This is a genomic window from Deinococcus sp. HSC-46F16 (genome assembly GCF_024171495.1).
GTDB lineage: Bacteria > Deinococcota > Deinococci > Deinococcales > Deinococcaceae > Deinococcus.
The window spans coordinates 436,560-455,795 of record NZ_JALJZW010000002.1 but is presented as its reverse complement, the minus strand read 5'-3'; the positions used below and the strand labels follow the sequence as shown (position 1 = coordinate 455,795).

Genomic DNA, 19,236 nt, shown 5'->3' with positions numbered 1-19,236 from the left:
CGTGCAGAGTCTGTTCTTGCTTAGCACTCAAAGTCACTGGATAGCGAAGAGGACGGCTCATACCTCACTATGACAAATTCAAAAACGCTGTACTACAAGCCTGCGGCGACATTTGGGGGATTACATCCACCATACGACCAAGCCGTCAGTTTTGCGTGGCCACGAGAGTAAACAGTTAAATGCTGCTGTCCGCCGAAGAGGGTTAACCGAACCTACCCAACTCAAGAGTACGGAGGCCGTCAACACTTTGGCCCCTGAAAAACCGGGGTTCTGAAGCGAAAGTTCTTCAAAACGAGAGGCCAATTTGGGGGACTTTTCGTCACGCCGCTGCGAACGGCAATAAAGCTAAAACGTCGTTGGGGACGGTATAAATCATGCTGCGCCTCCGGAGAGAGCTACGAACCTATAGCCCTTCCCAGCTCCTGGTGGTTGCTTGGATGCCTGACCTTCAGTCCAGTGTCACCCTTTCCAGCTCAACCTGCCACTTCGGCATCCCCAGGTCATTGACGGCCCTGTCCTTGACCAGTTGGTTGATGTGTTTGTTGTGGCGTGCCCTCTTGGTGTTGTCCTTGAAGTGGAGGGTGAAGCCGTCGTGCTGCCAGGCGGCGATGGTCACCTCGTCGCTCCCAATGTGAAGTAGGTAGTCCACAACGGGCTTGAGCAGGTACAGCTCGTAGGCTTGCATTTCCTCGGCCATCAGGCTGCGGTGGTCCCGTCCTGTTTTGCCGGGGGAGAGGGGCACCCACTTCCCAAAGACCGTTGTGATGCCCCCTTCGGCCTGAATCTGTTTCTGACGGTCTCTTCGGGCAACAAGGATGTCCCGCATCAAGTCGGAGCCCATCAACTGCTCCACCTGTGCCTGGGTGAGGCCTGGAACACCCTCTGTTCCCTCCAGCAGATAGCCCTGTACCGTCTTTTCGGCGGCACCGAAGAGCAGCGCATACACAGCCCGCTTGAGCACCACTTTCTGCCTGAAGGACGGTCTGATAGGTCCCTCGATGGGCAGCCCCGCCTGTTGTCCCAGCAGCGCCCAGGGACCGAGCAGGTGCAGTCTCCGGTCACCCAGAGCAGCGGTGAGGCTGGGAATCTTCCAGATGTGGGCGGACAGGGTCAGTTGTGCAGCGTTCAGGTCGAATTCATCGCAGCCGCTGAGCAGCGCTTTGCGAATGTCACGGCTCAGTGACAGGTAGCTGCCCTCAACTGGAAACAGGCGGACAGTCCGGTCTCCTAGTGAAGGCCGGTAGAGGGGTGCTGGGTTGTGACCCAGGTCCTGCCCTACGTCATGAAGCAGGCGCAGGTTGTACCGCTTCGTTGCGAGGAGCATTTCAGGGTGATTCACGACGGTGCTGACCGCCGAGTCAAAGTTGCTGGCGATGATGCGCTTCAGCGCGGTGGTCGGTTGGGTGTTCAGAAAGGTCAGCAGGGCCGCAGCGGGGTGATTGGCGTCCAGTTCCTGGGCAATGTGCTCCGCTTGCTCTTGACGAGCCAGACGGGCTTGCGTGGCTTGTATACGGGATTGTTTGGGTGGACTTCTGCCTGTTTCCAGATACACGCCACGCGCTGTTCGTTCGACCCTTGGGGCTGTGAACTCACGATGCAGAATCCGGCTCAGCTCAGGGGCCTCCAGCCGCCGAACTATTCGGGCACGGCCTCCGGTGTACTGGTAATTCTCGATAATGAGGGGAGCCACGTCGCGCTGGAAGTCCTCCAGCATGTGCTTCCCCACATAGTTCCGGGACTGCACCTGTCCTTCCCGGCCTTCCAGCCGTGCCAGCGTCCTGGCATCGATGACCAGGAAGTCCTCGTTCGTCTTGTCCACGAAGGTGCCGAAGAGCAGGTACTCCAAGAGCCGCAGGTAACCGGGGTTCTGGAAGGCGGCAGGGTACAGATTCTGAAGAGCTTCCCGCGTTTCAGGAAGCACGATGCGCCTGGATTTCACGACGGCTGCGTCACTCCTGGTGCCACTCCACGTTCAGCCCATGCTGGTCGATGAGTTCCTTGACGCTCAGGTCGAGCATGGCCTGGTCGAGCCCAGCGGCGTTGCTCGCCGTGAGCTGGACTTCCATCTGCACCTGACCCTTGGCGTCCTTGAGGGCATTGAACACATCGAGCAGCGCGGGCATCTGCGTGAGCGTCACGTCAGGCAGGTTGAGGCGCACGTAGGTCACCTTTCGGGGGTCGGGCTTGCCACCCCCGCCGCTGGTCCCCGTTCCGCTGCCGGTGCCTGTACCGCCCCCTCCAGTCGTGGTGCCCCCGCTCCCAGTGCCGCCGCCTGTCGTTGTTCCGGTTCCCTGGCCTCCGGTTTCAATTTTGGGCCGGGGAATCGTGTTGGGCCGGGCCAGCCGGTAAGCCTCAGTGAAGAAGACGCTGCCCTCGTCCACCGGGTTCTTGCGGTCCCAGATGTTCTTGGGGTCCTGGCCAATGAACTGGCCCAGCTCGAACAACCCCTGCTGCACGCCCCGCACGACGGCCCCCTTCAGAGCCGCATCGGACTCCAAGAAGGGCAGGTGGGGCAGGCGGGTGAAGTATTCGCGGAGCTTGTGCAGTTCCAAGTAGGGCTCATCGGTGGGCCAGAGCTTCCAGGGGCCTTGCAGGAGCAGGGCAGGGTCAATGGCCGCGATGAGGAGGTCTTCCTGTTTGAGTACGTCCGTGACCGCTGCTTCCAGGGTCGGCCTGGTCTTGGCGTGGGCCGTGATGTCGATGTCCCGCCAGACTGACGCGCCCGCTTCGTTGGTGGTCGGCACGAAGAGGGACGTGTAGGCCGCCTTGGTCAGGTTGGGCACCATGTCCGTCTGCTTGCTCAGGCGGTCTTTGAGGTCCGCTTTCTGTTCCGGGCTGAGGGTCAGGGCGCGGTCCTTCTCGATGTCCTGCAAGGCGAGCAGGGTGCGGGCTGCCTCAATAGCGCGGGTGAAATCCCCGCCCTTGCCGATGAGGTACACCAGCGTGTTCTTGTGGATACGCGGCCCACCCCCCGCGTTCTGCTGGAGGACGCTGAGCTTGCGGTCACGGCCCTCGTGGTCCTCCAGGGTGGCATCGGGGCCGAGCAGAACCAGCTTGAAGCCGGTGCCGTCGGGCACGTCCTTGTGGCCCTCCGGCCAGACGAAGGGCTTGAAGAGGCTGGAGCCCGCCGCCTTCTGGGCCGCCTCGCGCACGAAGTCCAGCGCACGGTCACGCTTGACCTGCGCCGTGCGGTCTGCCAGCACGCTGTTCAGGTTGGCCTGGGCACGGAACACGTAATTCCCGTTCGCGTGCATGTAGTACAAGCGGTTCTTGAGCCGGTCCAGTGCGTCGGTAATCAGCATGGGGGTGATGCCTTCGGGGTGCATCAGCGCGAGGTTCAAGCCCGGCTTGGTGATGCCCTTTTCGGTGCCGCCGGAGTGCGAGGCCATGAACACCGCACTTGCCACCGTCTGCGCGAGCCGGAACTTGGCGTAGTTCCCGCCCTGCTCCTTGTCGAGCTGATAGGAGCGGCCACCGGGAGCGCTGAGGTCACTGGCCAACGCCCCGCGCCATTCGGCGTCTTGAAGGCTTTGCGTGACCGTGCTCTGCATCTCGCCTTCCTCTAGACCTACGTCGCCCAGGGAGATGAGCGGGCGGGCCGCGCCGGACAGGTAGCCGTGCTCGATGACGCGGGCCAGCAGCCGGAGGACGCCACGGGTCTTCTGGAAGGACTGCATGGAGCCCCACTGCTCGTACAGCAGGTCGATGAGTTCGGGGTGGAAGGGGAAGGCCCGCGTCATCTTCTTGCGGTACTCGGTGGTGCGGGCTTCCTGCGGCAAGTCGTCCTTGTGGGCGTCGAATAGGGCGCTGTACTCGGCAGCCACCTGAGCCGCTGCCTTTTCGTTGATGGAGTCGAAGAGGCGGCGGCGGATGACCTCGTAGATTTCCTCGCCCTGCACCGGCACGCGCACGGCCTGCACGCGCCCGAAGATTTTCTCCAGGCGGGCGAATACGTCGGGGGCCTGCTCGTGGTCGTAATACTCGATGTGCGATTCGGGGAAGGTCGTGACCAGGGCCACGCCCTCCACACCCGCCACGGCTTCCGTCAGGCTTTGCAGGAAGGCGAAGGTCTGGGCCTGGAGGGTGGTTTCCCCGACGCGCTTCCCGGCGGCCTTGACCTGGTAGACCAGCAGCTCGTCCATCAGGATGAGGGCGCTCGTCTTCTTGCCCCGCGCGAAGTTGAACAGCTTGATGAGGTCGTCCTTGCTGGGGGCGATGCCGGATTCGTCAGCGACCCTCAGCAAGTCGTAGCCGTCCTTGCCACCGAGCCCGTAGGCCATCTCGCCCCAGAGGGTGCGCAGAGTCAGACCGTCCACGTTCCGGCCATTGGGGTCGAGCTGGGTGCCCACCAGGACCGCCACACGGGTCCGGGGCACGTCGTTCAGGCTCGCGGCCTTCAGAATCGCGGCGCGGTCGGTGTCCTCGATGTCGGCGTGGTGCTTGACGAGGTGATACAGGGCAATTAGGGCGTGCGTCTTGCCGCCGCCGAAGGGGGTCCGGAGCTGCACCACCGACTCGCCGCCCGTCCCCGCCAGCCGCTTGAGGGTGTCGGCCAGGACCGCCGTCAGCTCCTTCGTCAGGTAGGTCTTCTTGAAGAACAGGTCGGCGCGGCGGTACTCCAGCGGCGCACTGCCGTCGTCGCGGACCACGTCGTCGAGCTTGGCCGCGAAAGTGTTTTCGTCGAACTGCCCCTTGCGGATGTCCTCGTGGGGCTGGGCGTGCTTCCACCAGGGCTGGAGCGCCGGGTCGTGGGCGACGGTCGGCTTGTCCGCCTTGCTGCCTGTGAGCAGCCCGTCGCGGAGCGTCTTGACCTCTGCCGCCTTCTTTTCCTCGTTCATCAGGACCAGCAGCCGCGCCATGTTGTCCAGTGCCCGGTAGGCGTCGTCGTCCGACACGGGCTTCTGGTGGGCGTAGTCGTGCCGGACTTCCGCGATTTCCTGTGCCCAGGTCACCGCCTTGCTGTGCTGGTTGCCAAACAGCGGCTTGAAAATGTCCTTCTGGCGCAGAATCACGTCCCCGAAGTGGGTCACGTCAATCAGGTCTTCGGGGGCCTTGACGTTCCCGGCCTCAATGGTGTTTCTGACGTTGTTCTGCTTCTGGAACGACAGCGACTCCATGAACTGCTCGAACCACGCCTTACCCTCGCCGTAGGTTTCCCGCAGCTTGCTGCTGACGTACCCACGCACCGCTCCTGCGTAGCTGAAGACCGCCTTGCCGAAGACTTCCTGTACGTTGCTCATGCATTCACCCCGAAGAGGGTCGCCACCGCGTCACCCGTGGGCTTGGGCAGGTTGTCACGGATGGTCAGCAACTCGTGCAGCGCCCGCCCGTCATCCACGCCTTCCTGCACTTCGGCCAGGGCCTGCATGGTCTGCCAGAAGGCTTCTTCGTTGAGGTAGCTCACTGCCCCCAGGTAATCCGACACCGCCTGACGGCTCCCGCCGCCCAGCAGCGCCACGGCACGGTACATGGCGTCCACCATTGGCACCTTCTCGCCGTGCTTGCTGACGCCGAGGTTCTTATCCTTGCCCCGCGCTTTGATGCCCTGCACGGTCGCCTTCTCACCCTTCACGGTCACCAGTCCGACAATCTCGCCCAGTTCGATGCCCACCGACTGCGCCAGCTTGCGGGCCTCGTCGGACGGCAGTTCGGGGCCGTAGCCCCACAGGGACAGCAGGGCGAACTGGGTCGGCGCGTCCACCGCGCCCAGGCTTCTGGCCCCCAGCACCTGCTCCAGCGCGAACTCCATGACGATTTTGCGAACCTCGTCGAGAAACTCGCCCACGGTCACGACCTCGCCACTCATGCGGCGCACCTCGTCGTGCCTGCTGTACGCCTCCAGCCCCGGCCCGATGGCCGACATGAAGAAGTCCGCGCCGCGAATGCCGGACTCCCAGAACTCGGCCAGTTGGGGCTGAATGGCCGCAATCATGTCCCGGCGAACATCGTTGAAGTAGCCGACGCCGCCGGAGGAACGCTTGGTGCAGTTGATGAAGGTGGAGGAGGCGAGGGCGGCAGAAGCCTGTGCCCGCATTCGCGTCGCCATTTCTGTTCGCAACGGCCAAGATGCTTCGACACGGAATCCTGCGCGAATAAGCGCTCCAATCAGTGTCTCCCAGGCTTCTGTGGACTTGTGAGCAAAGACGATGGTAGCTTCGCCGCTGGGCTTGAGAACGCGGTGCATCTCGGCAAACGCCTGGGCCATCATATCTTCGAAGAACGCTTTGGCTCTGATGTTATTGCCGTTATGTCGCAGGGGATGCTGAATAGCCTCCTGGGACTTAGGTGTAGTAGGCGTACGGAAATGTTCAGGGTAGATATGGCCGACACTACGTTTGAGCCAAACATAGAAAAAATCTGATAGATCAGCATAAGGAATGGCATCGTAATAAGGTGGGTCTGTAACAATTGCGTCAACTCCACCATCTGATAAGGGAATACGTGTTGCAGAGCCGCGTATGACTTCGGCTGGCGCGGGATTTGAATAAGATGCGTGTTGCACAACGCGTTCTACCCACTCCATTGCACCTAGCCAATCCCCCGTTTGACCGCTAAATGGGTTGACCTCCACATAGTCCCAGACCATTGGTAATGCTTGTCGTGAGAAAACTCCTTCTAATTTTTCGCCTACGTTGTGCCACCTACAGAGTGTCGCCGCAGCATTTGCTTGTCTATCTAAAACAACTCCAAGATTCGTTGCCACTGCCTTCCCATATTCCTCGTCCGCCCATTTGCCAGCAGCTTTAGCATGGGCTTGGCGGACATGCTGAGCCAAAGTAACCAGTGCTAGAGACTGGCGGGCATTGAATAAGCTGCCCCAGGTACCGAGGCCGTAAAGCGGAGCATTGAATACACCTGACCATTCGATGATTGGCTCCTGCGGTATGGCGGGCAAGCCATCGAAAGTCGTTTCGGCTTCAACTTCGTGCAAACGCTTTCGCGCAAGCTCAAATACCTCTACATCGGCGTCAGTAGCTACGCGGTAACTCTTGCCCTGACTGCCCGGCGTGGACAGCACCACCGTCAGCATCCGCTCGCCTAACTTTCCAGCCTTGCCGCTGGCGCGGAGGTACTTGCCGTCAGCAATGCTCCCGCAAACGGGACAGTTGGCGTTGTCGCGCTGCATGGTCCCGGTTTCGGGCCAATCCTCGCCTTTGCCTACGGTCACTACCTCAAAGTCCACTCGCCGCTCGGCCTGATTCACCACGGGCTTGAGCGCCAGACTCTTCCCCGTCTTCTTCGCCAGCCACCACTGCCGCACCATCGGCACTTCGGCGCGGCAGGCGGGGTTGGTACACGTCACCGTCCTCGCCCACAGGTACGCGACGGGCACCTTGCCGTCCTCGTCGGGCGGGTAGAACTCCTGCAACTCGGCGCGGGCCTTGTCCAGCACCCATTCGCCCCAGTAGCGCACGTCGGTCGCCAGCGGGTTTCGCCTGTACGCCTGTTCCCACAGGCCCTCGCTGCTGCCGAAATCGAACCCGACCTGCCGGGTGGCCTTGCCCTTGTTGCCTTTGCTGACCTTGCCGGTCGCCAGCGCGGCAGCCTGCCGGTCCTTCTCGCGGATGTATTCGGGCACGGGGCGGCTGTTTGGTTGACCAAACTTCTGCGGGAACTCCAGCGTGGCCTTCTGGATGATGTGCGCGACGGGGTTCAGGTCCAGCGAGTAGACCTCGCAGCCCAGGCGCAGGGCTTCCAGGGGAATGGCTCCACCACCGCCGAACGGGTCGAGCACCTTGGGCGGAACGCCGCCGTTGGCCTCCAGCACCCGGCGACGGGCTTCCAAGATGTGCTCGTTGTTGCCGTCCTTAACCGCCTCCCAGGGGACGATTTTCTTGACCAGCTCGTAGTTCTCGTCGGTGTCCGGCACCAGCGTGGCGAAGACAGCAGCGCGGCTGGCCGCCAGCGGGCGACGCGCCCACCAGATGTGCAGGGTGGAAATATGGCCGTGACGGATACTTTTTTCACGCGCCGACTCGGTGCTGACCTCAGCCAGTGGGAGTCGGTGCTCGATAAGACGCTTGTAGCCCATGCTGGGGTCAGGATAGAGCGCGAGAGTATATCAGGCGTCCCACAGTGCGGCAGGAACAGCAAAAACGCCCGCCGGGTGGGGGCGAGGGGCACCGGAACCAGGCTTTCTTCGAAGAAAGATGCAGAGGAGAGACTGGCATTCAGGGCATATATGGGCAATGAGATAAGGGCAGCCCGATGCCGACCCGCGCAGTGAGACTTGCTGCTCAAAATCGTGCGTCGAAGTTGCGGAGACGTGTTAGCGTCCCACGCGTATGAAGCTCAACTTTGCCAAAGCGTCTGCCGTCTTCTTCGGGCTGACCACCGCCGGACTCCTCGTGTACACGACCGTGGGCGCTCAGGCCAATACGAACACGTTCCGCGTTACGGACATCCGGTACGACGAGAGCATGGGCAACAAGGAGCCACTGCCGACGTTCCCCAAGGGCTGGAAGCTCATCAGCGTGAGTAACGGAGAAAAGGCCAACACAAACACCCTCTGGTTCCAGGCTCCAGATGGAAACATCTATATGCTGTCGGGATTTACGGATAGGCGTGAGTTCATTATTGACAGGACAGCCTATAAGCTGAATGCCCGCTGAGACGGCGTTCCCGCTGCCCTGGCTCACGCAGCGGTGCGTGGGCCAGCTTCGTTTGGCCGACCAAACCGGGCATTCGGGCAGGGTGCGCGCCGGATTGGGCTTGTGTACATTTCCGAATTGATTCCGAGTAGCTGGCAGCTATACGGGGCGAAATTGCCGTATAGCACACGAGTCGGGCACAGGGTAGCAGTGCCGCTAGCCGCTAACGTTCCGAATTGATTCCGAGTTGGTTTCCGAGTTGGGGAGTTCGTAGTACGCAGCCCGGCCCCGCCCGACGAGGACGATGGCTTCCTCTGCCCGCAGCCGCCGTAGGAGATAATCAGCCTGATTGCTCGCCAGGCCAGTAAGTTCCATGAGCTGCGAGCGAGTGATGCGCCCATTCCTATGCACGTAGTCGAGAACCCGCTCCTCGTCCTCCATGTCCTCGGCTTGTTTGCGACGGTTGTAATCGTCGAGCAGGCCAAGTGCCTCGTACACGCTGACGCTCAAGTGGTACGAGCGGCGAGCGCGTCCCCGGCCTTCGACGAGTCCCCAGTCCACCAGCTCCTCTAGAACGGCACGAGCACGCTGCTCGTCCTGCCCGATGAGGCTGGAAGTTTCCTGTGGGGTCAATTCCCTCGACTTCGAGAGGTGGTGCATCACCAGCAGGTGCGCCCAGTTCAGGTTGCGGTCCTTCTGACGTGCCTGGAGGACGAGTTCAGCGAACTTCGCATCCGCCTCCCCACCGGGAATCGTGACCCGAACGCTGCTGACGGTACCGCTGTAGGAGGGGGCGGGCCGTCCCAGGCTCAACACGTCGTCGAAGATGCGCGGCACGCCGCGTCCCGTTCGCTCTACCAGCCCCAGACGCTTGAAGATATCGGCAAGAAGCGGGTTGCGGGGCTTGGGCTCGCTGGTGAGCAGGTTCTGGACCGAAATCCCGTTCACGAACCCACCGGGGCTGGCAATCAGGAGGCGGTCATCATCCTGAAACTGGAAGTACACCGCGTTCAGCAACGAGTAGTCACGGTGGACGAGCGCGTTGGCGAAGGCTTCCCGGACAGCCCGGTCCGGGTAACGGGGAATGGCGACGCGCTGCTGTGTGTCATCGAAACGGACCTCACGCTCCGGATTACGTGCCTTGAAGAAGCTTTCGTACAGCTCCCAGACGCGCAGCAGTGGCTCTCGCGAGAAGTCATTGGCCCCCACGTCCCCGCCCCGCTTGAGTTCCTGAAACGCGACCTCATGGCCGCGCACGTAGGTGTCGAGCATCTGCTTGGTGCCCGCGAGGAGGACCCCTGCCACCGTGGGAATCAGTTCGTCTTCCTCACTCTTCACTAGAGTCAGTGCCTTGGCCAGTTCCTCGTCGGTCAATGTGAGCAGTGCCTTATCGGCTTGCAGTTGCCGCTCGACGAATGCCCGAATGCGGTCGAGCTCGGCCCGCGACAGATGCCGAAAGCGCAGCTCCGACACGAGTTGCTCGGTGTGGTCGTATTGTCCACGCACCGACAGCAACGAAGGAATCTCCTGCGGGTAGATGACGCGGCACTGCGGGTCTCCCCAGGCATCGTGCTGCCGCTGAAGGATGCGCCCCTGACTGGTCGAGACGAGCGAGGCGGCCTTCCGGACGTGGATGACGGCGACCTGCCCCTCTGCCGCGTCCACGAACTCGGCTTGGATGTCCGGTTTCGCGTTGCCTTGCAGGACGTTCTTCAGGTAACCACTGAGCCCTGTGGCAGGCCTGCCCCTATGCTTGGCGTGCAGGCCGGTGATGGTTCCGTCATCCTCCACGCCGAGAAGCAGCTTTCCGCCCTCGGCGTTCGCCAGGCACACGACAGCTTCCTGAAGGTCGTCGTCTGAAAGCCCGTTTGTCTTGTCAGGAGTATCGCTCTTGAACTCCACCTCAAAGGTTTCGCCCTGGGCGATAAGGTCACGGAGTTCCTGCTCGGTCATCAGGCACAGCATATGGGGTGGTGCAGTTCTGGGACCGGGGGTTGGGCGGTCAGGTCAGTACAGCCGCTGCCGTGCCCGTACCTGCGACATGGCCTGCGAGAGCCCACCGTGGGGGTCATCGGCATCCTTCAAGGGGATGAAGAACTGGGCGCTGATGCGGAAAGGGTCACGCCCCAGGTAGTCGTCGAACACTTCGGCTGCATCTTTTGCCGCCTGAGCCGGGGTCTTCGCCATATGTCGGGTCTGCTCACTCAGAAACCGCTGGAACGCGCTCTCGAAGCGCGTTGTGAAGTCACTCCGCAGATGCTCGCGCTCCTGATGAAGCTCCTGCTCGAATCTCTGGCGGGCCTGCCGCTCCATGTAGCCCAGGAAGGTCTTAATGCTCAGCATGTCTTCGGCCCGCAGGACGTACAGGCCGCTGATACCGGGTACGTCTACCATTCGGTCGCCGAGCTTGCGCCGCTCAGCGCTGATGAACTTGCGAAAGCGGGTGGCGAGGCTGGTGTCGGGGTCGATGAACTCCACACTGGGGTAGCGCACCCGGTCGCGCTGTGCCTGTTCGTTGCCGTGGCCCAGCCAGTCGGGCGGCATGGTGAACTGGCCACCCAGAAGCTTGAACGAGAGGCGCAGCGCGAGCACACCGAGTTCCGCCTGGTCAAGCAGCAGTTCGCGGAACGCTTCCTGTTCCTGCACCAGCCGGGTCAGTTCATGCTGAACATCGCTGGGGTTGAACGGCCTGCTGGTGCTCCAGAGATACTCCAGCTTCGTCAGGGCCGCAGGAGTGAGCGGATGCGGGCCGCTCATGGCCTCGACCTGACGGCTGTGTGCCCCGCCGTCCTCTCCCAGCTTGGACAGGTTGGCGCTGCCGAGCCACAAGACCCCGCCCTCGTGCTCACGGGCGTAGACCTTGGCGTGCAGATTCGGCAGACGGCGGACCTCCACACCCCACTCCATGAATGCCTGCACGGCGTCGAGACTGGACATCCCTTTCAGGAAATCCTCGGCGTGACCCCGAATCAGGAGCCGGTCGCCCCTCTGCACGCTGCCCAGGAGGTCGGCGTGGCGGGTGGTGAGCCAGGGCGTAACCAGCCAGCGGCGTCCCGGACCGTCCAGGTCCTGAAGAGTGGCCCGCCAGCCCTCGGCCAGATGAACCAGGTCGGGGGCTGAAGGGGCGGCGCTGGGCTTCTCTCCGGCAGGGACGAGGACGGTCTCAAAGAGGCTCTGCTGGTCGCTCATGCGTGCTCCTGGGGCCGCGCCCCTGCCCGCTGCCACTCTTCGGTGGAGATGACGTAGTGCAGCACCGTGACTTCCTGGCCGGGCGTGAGGTTCGCGGCGGGGTTGCGAACGATGGTGAGGGTGGGATTCGCGCTGAGGGCGTTCGTCACCACGTAGAGGAAGTAGCCGTCCTTCAGCCGTCCAGCGGTAATCCACTCGTTGGGAGTCAGGACAACGGGGCCGACCCCAGCACGTCCCTTAACCTCGATGTAGCGGGTTTCCTGGGGAAGGTCACTGGCGGCTGGAACCTTCCCGACACTCCGGATGTCGTATCCGACGTTCTCGGCACTGACATCGGCGGGCGTTCGGCCCTGGGTGCGCTCGTACTCCTCAGCCACCCGCATCCCGGCGAGTTCCACGGCCTTACGCACCGCCGGGTCATCCTCATTCGGCAGGTTCTGGGTGGTGGGCTGGAGGGGCCGCAGGTAGGCCAGGGCCAGAGGCTGTGCTGGTTCGGGAATGAGCTGGGACTCCTGCTCCAGTTCGGCCAGGAAAGCGCGTTGACGCTCCTGAAGCCCCCGCAGGCGGCGCTCCTCCTGGGTGATGGCAAGCTTCATGTCGTCGCCCTGTGCAGCCTTGAGCTTGTGCTGGGTGAGCTTGCGGGTGGATTCCCGGAGCAGGTGTTCCAGGCTGCGGGTCCCGTACCGATGACGGATGTCCACTTCCCGCAGGCGTTCGCCCCGCACCTCGTTCTCGTAGGGTTCGAGTTGCGTCTCCAGCAGCCAGTTTTCCAGGCTCTCCGACACACCCTCACCATCGGGGACGCTGCCCTCGCCCTGTGGGGCAGGCAGGGCGTCCACCAGCAGTCGGGGGGAGACCAGCGTGGGCATCTCTTCCGCCCTCTGCTGCACGGCGAACAGGCGGCGCGACGCGGTGCTGCCCTGACCGTCCACCACCGCGAGTTCATAGAAGCCGAGCAGGGCGTCCCCCGTCAGGCCATCGAGTTCGAAGGTCGCGCCCCGCTGCATGACCGGCTGGGCCAGAGCCAGCGTCTCCTGAAGGACCAGGTCGAACAGGGGATGACCGGGGGCCAGGAAGTCGGCGTCGTAGGCCGCCCGCTTGTCGAACGTGGTCTTCGGGTACTCGCTGCGGACGTTGTGGGCCTTGCTCCGCAACTCGTAGGGCACCCGCATGGTGTAGAGGCCGTCCTGCCGCAACGTGGCCCTTCCCCCCAGCTTCTCCAGGGCCTGGACAAAGAAGCGGGCGGTGTACTCCGGCTGGATGCGGGTCAGTTCGCTCTGTTCGCGGTCGGCCCGCAGGCGCGAGAGGTCCACGTCGCGCTTGGCGAGGGCTTCCAGCGTGACCTCCTTCAGGTACTCCACCCGATCAGGCGAGAGCCGGGCGGACACCATCGCCTGAATCTCGGCCAGGGAGCGGCGGCCCAGCAGGTGCTCCAGCATGAGCTGTTCGAGGTCCACGTCACCCAGCAGTTCGCCCACCACGTCATACACGCGGTCGCTGCCAAGCTGCTCGCGCATGACCTCCAGCTTCTGCAACACCAGGGTCAGCACGTCCCCTTCGCGGGTGCCTTCCGCGATGAGGTTGTGGATGTTCACCTCGTACTTCTGCCCGTAGCGGTGGATGCGGCCCATGCGCTGTTCCAGTCGCGTGGGGTTCCACGGCAGGTCGTAGTTCACCATCACCGAGCAGAACTGGAGGTTGATGCCTTCGCCTGCGGCCTCCGTCGCCACCATGACCTGAGCCGAATCCCGGAACTCGTGCTCCCGGCCCACCCGTTCCTCCAGGCCCATGCTGCCGTCGATGTGGGTGACCGCGTACCCCTGCTTGTGCAGCACGCCGACCAGGAAGTTCAGGGTGTCCTTGTGCTCGGTGAAGACGAGCAGCTTCTCACCGTTCAGTTTGCCCAGCACTTTCAGCAGTTCCAGGAGTTTGCGGTCCTGCTCCAGCTTCGCCAGCGTGCGGGCCTCACGGCCCAGCGACTCCAGCTCGCGAATTTCGGCCTCAAGCTGGGGCAGATTGCGGGCCAGCGTCAGCCGCTCGGCGAGTCGGTCCTCCAGCTCCCAGCGCTCCTCTTCGGGGAGGTCTTCCAGCTCGTCCTCGGTGTAGCCCAGGTAGGGGTCGTCCGCCAGCTTGTTCACGTCGTCCCGCAGGGCCTGGAGACGCTTGAGACGGTTCTCCAGCGAGCGGTTGATGGCGTAGGAGCTGCTGGCGAGTCGCCGTTGCAGCACGGTCATCGCCAGCCCCACGTTGCGCCTGCGGTCGTCCCACGCCTTGCGGAAGTGCTTGGTGACGTAGTCGGTGACCCGGTCGTACAGGGCGCGTTCGCTGGGTGACAGACGGAACTGCGGCGTGTGGACGTAGCGGGGCGGGAACAGCGGCTTGCCGTCGAAGTCGGTCATGTCTTCCTTCAGACGGCGCAGCATGATGGGGTTCTCGCCCTTGCCCGCAGCTTCCCGAAGCAGCCCTGTGGTGGCGAACAGGTCAGGTTCGAGGAGTTCCAGCAACAGACGGAACTTCTCGTCGTCCCCCTGATGCGGGGTGGCGGTGAGCAGCAGCATGTGGGCACTGGTCTGCGCGAGCACCTCGCCCAGCTTGTACCGCTGGGAGCGCTTGATTTCCGAGCCGTACTTCGTGGCGGAGAGGCGGTGCGACTCGTCCACGATGACGAGGTCCCAATGAACCCGGCGAAGGTTGTCCAGATGCTCGTCCCGCTTGGCGAAGTCCACGCTGGTGACGACCAGGTTCTCCTCCTCCCAGGGGTTCTCGCCGTAGGCCAGTCCTGCCACGTCCCGGTTGATGACCTGGAACGTCTCACCGAACTTGTCGTGCATCTCGCGCCGCCACTGGTCAGTCAGGTTGGCTGGAGTGACGATAAGTACCCGGTCGAGCAGTTTGCGGTAGCGCAGCTCTTTGAGCAGCAAGCCGCCCATGACCGTCTTCCCAGCCCCAGGGTCGTCGGCCAACAGGAAGCGGATGCGGGGGCGCTTGAGCAGCACCCCGTACACGGCTTCGAGCTGGTGCGGTAGGGGGTCAATTCGGCTGGCCGAAACGGCGAAAAAGGGGTCGAAGGTGTAGCCGAGCTGGATGCGCCGGGCCTCGACGCCCAAGGCGAACAGCTCCGGGTCGCCAGCGAAGTCCGTGCGCTGGTCGGCCACAAGTTGGGTCAGCGCGTCCATAGCGGCCCCATCGAGCATTCGCTGGTGGATGCGCCGGGTGGTCAGGCCCTCAGCAGTGACTTTATGCCGCGTTCCTGCCCGCTCAACACGGATGACCCGCACTGGCTCCGGAAAGATGGGCGAGCGCAGCGGGCGGTCGAGCAGCCGGTCGAATGTGGTCATGGGGGAACCTCGCCTTAGACAAGCACGAATGCAGGCCGAGAGCGAACGATTCTGCCCATGACAGCCAGTGCCGGAGTCACCCCGTGGGGGTATTGACTCTTGCGGCGGAGCACACGATTATTTGTGTTCAATCGAAGGTGGCTCTGGAATTGTCCCACGAGGAGCCATCTGGGAAGCCCCATCAGTTGCCGAATGGTAAGGCCGAAGCAGGACAACGTTGAGACCACCGAGTTGGGACACGGAGTGGAGAGGCGTTGAAAACCCAGTAAGCGCGCCGGACTGCTCTCCGCAGACCGCGATGCTGGAGTGTGAACCTTAAGGGTTCGCAGCCTGACTTCGGACACACCATGTCCAAGCCCACTTGAAAGTGCGGCTGGTGAATCTTCACGCTCCTGAGCATCCCGGCGCATGTCTTCCGCCGAGAGTCTTCGGACTCTCCCCCAGATGCCACAGGAGGCACCCCATGACCCTTCCCAGCAACGTCTACTTACCCAACACTCTCGATACACTTCTTCATTACTTGGATGACTGCCTTGACGAGCAGATTGATAGGGTTCGCCGTGCCTATGTCCAGGCCAATTTTGCAGCCATGGGTGATGATGCTCAGCCTGCTCCGGCAAGTTTGAAACGGGAACTGAACCGGCTGCTGGCCCGTAAGAACGAGGTTGCTCTCGCAAGCTTCCGCCTTTACCAGGAATACAAATTGGATGACCTAGAGGACTTGGACGAACAGGTTGAAACCCCTGGGTCTGTGGGCCGAGTCCTACCGGTTCGCCCTCTTACGAACTCAGACGAGGAAATCCCTCTTTTCTAATGATGAGGGCCTCTGAACTCGACGGTCTTCGGCAGAGCATCCAGGACCAGGCTCATCAGCTTGCTGTGTGCCTGCTGCCGAAGCTGGAGGCTTACCTTGCTTACAAGCAGGTGCGTCATGACCTGCTCACCAAGCGTTACGAGCGTGTGGAGCGCAAGACAGAGAACATCACCGACCCCATGACGGAGCGAAGTCAGAAGCTGCTTGCCGAGTACGAGCGACTGAGCGAGCAGCACGCTCGGAGCGAGGAGGAACTGGACGACCTAGAGAATCTGGTGCTTGAACCTCTCCGTGAGGCTCAGGACGTGCTGGAGCGATTGGTGGGGTGAAATGCCCAGGAGAGGAGGGCGCGGTGCCCTCCTCTCCTTCCAGACATCTAGAGCTTGGCCAGCAGCTTGGCCTTGAATGCCTTGAACTCCTCGTCGTCGAGCAGCCCCCGCTCCCGCATCTGGGCCAAGCGTTCCAACTCGTCGGCTATGGAAAAGGTGGTGGCTGGGGCTGAACTTGGAAACGGGGTGGGCGCTTGCTCCTGCGCGAAGAGATGTCTGACCTCGGCCATATGGTCCACGGCCTTCTGGGCGTTTAGTGCACCGGCGTGGACGCTCAGGCCGCCCCATACCTCGAACTTCACCCGCTGCTTGACGCCGTTGATGCGGCAGATGACAACCAAAGTGTTCTTGAGTCGGTGAACGTCATTATCCGAGCCTCCTGCCAGGAAGCTCCGCATCATGCTGACCTTGAAGTTGTCCAGGTCCAGGTCATAGATGTCCGTGTACGGAATACGCACGACGGTGGGGAGCTTCAGCCAGACCAGTTCATCCTGGCTCAGGTACAGGTGTCCGCCGTCGATGATGTCTGGGAACCCCGGATAGCCACCGTGGTAGTTGGCTGCAACGTTGAACTTGACGACGCCAGGGACATGCTGGGCAAGAAGAGCATCCTGTTCAGTTTGCCGCGCCGCCAGTTCGGCCTCGGTCACTTTGCGCTGTTCCTCAGCCTTCTGCTGGTATTCGGTCAGCCGTTTCTGACCCTCGGTCCCCAGTTCAGCAGCAACTTCAGTGGCCTTTTTTCCGATTTCCTCGACTTTTTTCCAAAACGACATCTCGTTACCTCACCAGCCCAGCTTGGGGCGGGACATGATGCACTCGTAGCTGGCTGTCGTGGTGAAGTTCCCGCCAGACGTTGCGCGACGGCAACTCTCGGTCTTCCAGCCCCATGCCCCCAGTTTGTTCATCTCCTCGTTGAACGTGTAGTCGCTCGGTGCGGTCGTCATGTACTCGTACTTGGGCCGGTGGGTCAGTTGGAAGGCCAGCAACACCAGCAGGATGACGTTGGTTGCCATCAGGGTGCGCGGTAGGTACTTCAAGAACCCCGTGTCGGGCCGGGTGGATTCCTGGCGAGCAGGAGGGGCTGCTGGTGTGGTCTGCTGAGTCCCTGGAGCAATAGGGGCGGCTTCATTCGGCATCTGGGCGGTGGGAACGGTGTGGCGTCCGGTCATGCGGGCATCTCCTGTACAGAAAGCTCGGCCTGGACAGTGGAATCCTGGCCGGTGATGTGCTGCGTGATGTGTTCGGCGCTTCGCAGGTAGGCGACGAAGACCAGGATGGCTGTACCGGCCACCAGCAGGCCCAGCCAGCCTCCAGAGAAGAAGTTGTAGAGACCATGGATGGTGGCCGCGACGCCTAGGCCAAGCAACACCAGTGCGGTGCGCCGTTGCGGGGCCAGCAGGCTCAGGCCGAGGTAGTACCCGGCGATGCCGCTGAAGACGCAGTGCAGGAAGGGCAGGCTGATGAGCCGCAGGAATTCCATGATGACGTAGTTCCCGCTGCCCACCACCCCGTAGGCCATGCCAATGGTGTTGAGGTCGGTATAGCTGATGGAGTACGCCACCGCTTCAGCGACCCCGAAGGCGAGCCCGCTGATGCCAGCGTAGAAGGCCGCTTCGCGGGGCGTGCGGATTTCCCGCAGCTTTACCGCCAGCCAGAAGACCGGCAGCAGCTTGACGGCTTCCTCGACCAGCCCGACTCCTGCGACAAAGCCCACCAGCCGCAGAGGGCTGAAGGACCATTCGGTCGCGTCGTACAGCACGCTGATGAAGGGCAGCTCCTGAAGCAGCAGGACGAGCAGCACGCCGACGATGGCGGTGAAGGTCCCGGTGATAAGCAGGTTGCGCCGCTTCAGAGTGCCGGGTTGGACCAGCAGCCAGAGGACGTAGCCCCAGAGCAGGGCGAAGTACGTGCCGATGGCCCAGGCCGCATTGTGGATTTCGGCGTCTCTGCCCCAGAGGTAGGCCAGGGACAGCGGGAACAACGCGAAAAAGAGCAGGGCCTGGACCCAGCGCATTTTCCAGGGTTGGTCGCCCAGCCACCGCTGCACGGGAAAGAGGACCTCGAAGGGGAGGGCCTTGAAGTCGTCAATCAGGTTTTGGATGGGCCGCTCCGACCGAGGCAGAGGGACGAGCGGTGTGGCAGTTCCATCGGGTGGAGGTGGGGGGAACGTGACTGGGGGAGAGGATGGGTCAACGACAACAGTGGGATTCGGGTCAGTCATGGCCTTTACCCGCAGGGTAGGAGTAAGGAGGAGCCGCTGAGACGCAAATCCAGCAGTTCCCCCCCATATCCCCCAATCTCAGGTCAGTTGCCCTGCCACCCAGTTGGGCGCGACAGGACCGCCAGAATCGGATGATCGTCTTCCATCTTCGCCCGTCGCCTTTGGTGCTGGGCGAAGAGCCGGGTGAGCTGGGCCATGTCTGGGCTGTCCAGGTCGTCGTCTCCATGGGGAGCCATCAGCAGGCTGAGGGCATTCAAGTTGCCCAAGACTTGCAGGTAAGCCTGGGCAACGGGGGTGGGAACGTCGCTCTCGGACAGACGGGCGCGGACCTGCTCAACAAAGGTGAAGTACATCGGGTTCCTCCAAAGGAAAATCCCCCGGCTGCCGGAGGGCAGACCAGAGGAGGAGAGGTTTATGCGAGTTTTTCGCTGTGGTGGAAGCCTTTATTCAGGAATCCACTGAACGATTTCCGGTCGTTGTATCCCTGGAGCCTTCAAACCCGCTCTGGGACGGCTTTCCCACGTATGCACTAGGGGCGGTATCGTGTGCTCTACAAGGGTTTTGACAGGAGGACGAAATCGTTTTATATTGTCCTGAACGGCATTTGCGAAGTTGGTAGAGCAAACGACTGAAAATCGTTGGGTCGCCGGTTCAAGTCCGGCCCTGGCCACCAAGAAAACCCCGCACTGGGCGGGGTTTTTGCTGTTCATGCCGAGGAAGCAAAACCCCCGGCCAGCTCCGGCCGAGGGTTGAA

13 protein-coding genes and 1 tRNA gene are annotated in these 19,236 nt (G+C 62.3%); 4 read left to right on the top strand and 10 right to left on the bottom strand.

The window, feature by feature from the left end:
- Positions 1-448 precede the first annotated feature (448 nt).
- The 3 genes from L1280_RS07660 to L1280_RS07650 are packed head-to-tail and all read right to left on the bottom strand — an operon-like array spanning position 449 to position 8,032.
- On the bottom strand, positions 449-1,939 hold the full coding sequence (locus L1280_RS07660) for a hypothetical protein (protein ID WP_253581498.1): 1,491 nt from the start codon (positions 1,937-1,939) through the stop codon (positions 449-451).
- Between the two features lie 10 nt (positions 1,940-1,949).
- Positions 1,950-5,240 carry a DUF499 domain-containing protein gene (locus tag L1280_RS07655; protein WP_253581497.1) on the bottom strand — a complete coding sequence of 1,097 codons (3,291 nt, stop codon included), beginning with the start codon at positions 5,238-5,240 and terminating at the stop codon, positions 1,950-1,952.
- Positions 5,237-8,032, bottom strand: coding sequence for a DUF1156 domain-containing protein (locus L1280_RS07650; protein ID WP_253581496.1), 2,796 nt, complete (start codon positions 8,030-8,032; stop codon positions 5,237-5,239). Before L1280_RS07650 ends, L1280_RS07655 begins: the two co-directional genes overlap by 4 nt.
- Before the next feature lie 253 nt (positions 8,033-8,285).
- Here L1280_RS07650 and L1280_RS07645 point away from each other — a divergent pair, with 253 nt between their 5' ends.
- A complete protein-coding gene (locus L1280_RS07645; RefSeq protein ID WP_253581495.1) occupies positions 8,286-8,612 on the top strand; it encodes a hypothetical protein in 327 nt (108 codons plus the stop codon).
- A 195-nt stretch (positions 8,613-8,807) separates the two neighbouring features.
- On the opposite strand, the gene L1280_RS07640 is transcribed toward L1280_RS07645, so the two are convergent.
- Genes L1280_RS07640 through L1280_RS07630 form a run of 3 tightly spaced genes read right to left on the bottom strand, consistent with a single transcriptional unit; the run spans position 8,808 to position 15,118 of the window.
- Positions 8,808-10,544: an ATP-binding protein gene (locus L1280_RS07640; protein ID WP_253581494.1), complete on the bottom strand. Its 1,737-nt coding sequence runs from the start codon at positions 10,542-10,544 to the stop codon at positions 8,808-8,810.
- 54 nt (positions 10,545-10,598) lie between these two features.
- Positions 10,599-11,780, bottom strand: coding sequence for a hypothetical protein (locus tag L1280_RS07635; protein ID WP_253581493.1), 1,182 nt, complete (start codon positions 11,778-11,780; stop codon positions 10,599-10,601).
- Positions 11,777-15,118 (bottom strand): helicase-related protein, encoded by a 3,342-nt coding sequence (locus L1280_RS07630; RefSeq protein WP_253581492.1) that lies wholly within the window; start codon positions 15,116-15,118, stop codon positions 11,777-11,779. The genes L1280_RS07635 and L1280_RS07630 overlap by 4 nt, the downstream gene beginning before the upstream one ends.
- A 463-nt stretch (positions 15,119-15,581) precedes the next feature.
- Between L1280_RS07630 and L1280_RS07625 the strand changes: the two genes are divergently transcribed.
- Positions 15,582-15,932 carry a hypothetical protein gene (locus tag L1280_RS07625; protein WP_253581491.1) on the top strand — a complete coding sequence of 117 codons (351 nt, stop codon included), beginning with the start codon at positions 15,582-15,584 and terminating at the stop codon, positions 15,930-15,932.
- Positions 15,932-16,261 (top strand): hypothetical protein, encoded by a 330-nt coding sequence (locus L1280_RS07620; RefSeq protein WP_253581490.1) that lies wholly within the window; start codon positions 15,932-15,934, stop codon positions 16,259-16,261. Before L1280_RS07625 ends, L1280_RS07620 begins: the two co-directional genes overlap by 1 nt.
- A gap of 47 nt (positions 16,262-16,308) precedes the next feature.
- On the opposite strand, the gene L1280_RS07615 is transcribed toward L1280_RS07620, so the two are convergent.
- The 4 genes from L1280_RS07615 to L1280_RS07600 all read right to left on the bottom strand — a co-directional run bounded on the left by L1280_RS07615 (position 16,309) and on the right by L1280_RS07600 (position 18,835).
- On the bottom strand, positions 16,309-17,034 hold the full coding sequence (locus L1280_RS07615; protein WP_253581489.1) for an SHOCT domain-containing protein: 726 nt from the start codon (positions 17,032-17,034) through the stop codon (positions 16,309-16,311).
- Positions 17,035-17,043: 9 nt separating this feature from the next.
- Complete coding sequence (locus tag L1280_RS07610; protein ID WP_253581488.1) at positions 17,044-17,430, bottom strand: hypothetical protein; 387 nt, start codon at positions 17,428-17,430, stop codon at positions 17,044-17,046.
- A complete protein-coding gene (locus L1280_RS07605; RefSeq protein ID WP_253581487.1) occupies positions 17,427-18,275 on the bottom strand; it encodes a PrsW family glutamic-type intramembrane protease in 849 nt (282 codons plus the stop codon). The genes L1280_RS07610 and L1280_RS07605 overlap by 4 nt, the downstream gene beginning before the upstream one ends.
- A gap of 290 nt (positions 18,276-18,565) precedes the next feature.
- A complete protein-coding gene (locus tag L1280_RS07600) occupies positions 18,566-18,835 on the bottom strand; it encodes a hypothetical protein (protein ID WP_253581486.1) in 270 nt (89 codons plus the stop codon).
- A gap of 246 nt (positions 18,836-19,081) precedes the next feature.
- Here L1280_RS07600 and L1280_RS07595 point away from each other — a divergent pair.
- A tRNA-Phe gene (locus L1280_RS07595) sits at positions 19,082-19,155 on the top strand.
- The last annotated feature ends 81 nt before the right edge of the window (positions 19,156-19,236 follow it).